Raw genomic sequence first — 1,585 nt, forward strand, 5'->3', positions numbered from 1 at the left:
TATTTCAAGAGGATAATTGATGGTGTTAGCGCTGTACAAACAAAACCATATAGAAGCCTGGCAGGCAAGCGGCTTATCGCAAAGGGATTATTGCCGTCAGCATGGATTGAATGCCAAGACATTTGCTAACTGGCTGCGAATTTACCGTAGTAGCCGGATGAATGCAAAAGTACCGATGCTGATACCTGTAACGATCAAACGAGAAGTTTCCTCCACGGAATCGTTGTATCTGCGTGGATCCAATGGTCACACACTGCAGTTGCCAGCCAACGTTTCACTGCAATGGTTGGGGGAATTGCTGAAATGCCTGGATTGATTGTTCATCCCGGGCAAATTTGGCTGGTGGTTGAGCCGGTTGATATGCGCCGCGGTATCGATGGTTTATCAATGATTGTGCAACAGGCATTAGCACGTTCACCGTGTGCAGGGTCAGCATTTGTGTTTGGCAATCGTGCGGGTAACCGTATCAAGGTGTTGTTATGGGATGGAACGGGGGTGTGGTTATGCCAACGCCGTTTGCATGAGGGGCGGTTTGTCTGGCCAAAATCTGACGAGCACTGTTTTACATTGACGCAAACCCAATGGGAATGGTTGATTGCAGGCGTAAATTGGCAGCGTTTATCTGCATTGCCACCTGCTCACTTGCAGCCATAATAATACATAATTGTTTAATATATACAGTTGGTTAGGTTAATTTTATGCTATAATAACAGCCATGAAATCGTGGCTACAGCTAGATCAACTGAACCTGGATGCAGATACTAAAACGCAGGTATCTGACATTATCCAAACATTGCTTGATCAGGCACAAAAAGAAATTCGCGCACAGGAATTCAAGATTCAGGCGCTCACTCTCGAATTGGCGCATTTGCGCCGTATCCGGTTTGGCAGGCGCAATGAATCCCTATCGTTACAGTCGCAGCCGGATTTATTCGAAGAAACAGTGCAAACCGATACTGCTGCGGTGACAGCAGAAATTGAACAGCTCAATTCATCAGCAAAACAAGGTGCAAACAAGCCTCCACGATCTCGTGCTGGCCGTCAGCCTCTGCCAGACCACCTGCCCCGCATCGAACACCGTCATGAACCACAATCCTGCCAATGCGGTCAATGTGGCCGTGATCTGATCAAAATCGGTGAAGACATCACCGAACAACTCGATGTAGAGCCTGCCCGGTTTTTTGTTCATCGTCACATCCGTCCGCAGTATGCGTGTAAAACCTGTGAAACTATCACCGCAGAACCCGTTCCACCCGCTGTGATCGATGGCGGCATGGCCGCGCCCGGTCTGCTAGCGTGGGTAATAACCAACAAGTACTTGAACCATCTTCCCCTTTACCGTCTTGAACAAATCGCTGCGCGTGAAAAGGTGATTTTATCCCGCTCCACGCTAGCCGAATGGGTGGGTCGCACGGGTGTAGCTTTACAACCTCTAGTAGACCGCCTGACCTGGCATCTTTTACAGGGCAACACCCTTCATGCTGATGAAAGTGTGCCACGAAGGCGCACAGGGGGTGAAATTCCCTCGTGCAGCTATGCTGCACAAGAGATGAGGGTAGGTCCCTCGGAGTCGCCGTACAGGCGG

General features: G+C 49.5%; 3 protein-coding genes. All 3 read left to right on the forward strand.

Features of this window, described 5'->3' with window-relative positions:
• Nucleotides 1–19 precede the first annotated feature (19 nt).
• Complete coding sequence (gene tnpA / locus C8R30_RS15640) at nt 20–316, forward strand: IS66 family insertion sequence element accessory protein TnpA (protein ID WP_107790562.1); 297 nt, start codon at nt 20–22, stop codon at nt 314–316.
• Nucleotides 304–654, forward strand: a complete 351-nt coding sequence (tnpB, locus tag C8R30_RS15645) for an IS66 family insertion sequence element accessory protein TnpB (protein WP_107790563.1) — start codon at nt 304–306, stop codon at nt 652–654. The genes tnpA and tnpB overlap by 13 nt, the downstream gene beginning before the upstream one ends.
• A gap of 61 nt (nt 655–715) precedes the next feature.
• Nucleotides 716–1,585: IS66 family transposase (locus tag C8R30_RS15650; RefSeq protein WP_258192092.1), on the forward strand; the 870-nt coding region annotated here is incomplete at its 3' end.

It is taken from the genome of Nitrosomonas nitrosa (assembly GCF_003051105.1).
Taxonomy (GTDB): domain Bacteria; phylum Pseudomonadota; class Gammaproteobacteria; order Burkholderiales; family Nitrosomonadaceae; genus Nitrosomonas; species Nitrosomonas nitrosa.

What these genes read in the sequence shown, in the direction of transcription:
- tnpB (WP_107790563.1), top strand. Translation starts at nt 304, where the DNA reads ATGCCTGGATTGATTGTTCATCCCGGGCAAATTTGGCTGGTGGTTGAG.
- tnpA (WP_107790562.1), top strand. Translation starts at nt 20, where the DNA reads ATGGTGTTAGCGCTGTACAAACAAAACCATATAGAAGCCTGGCAGGCA.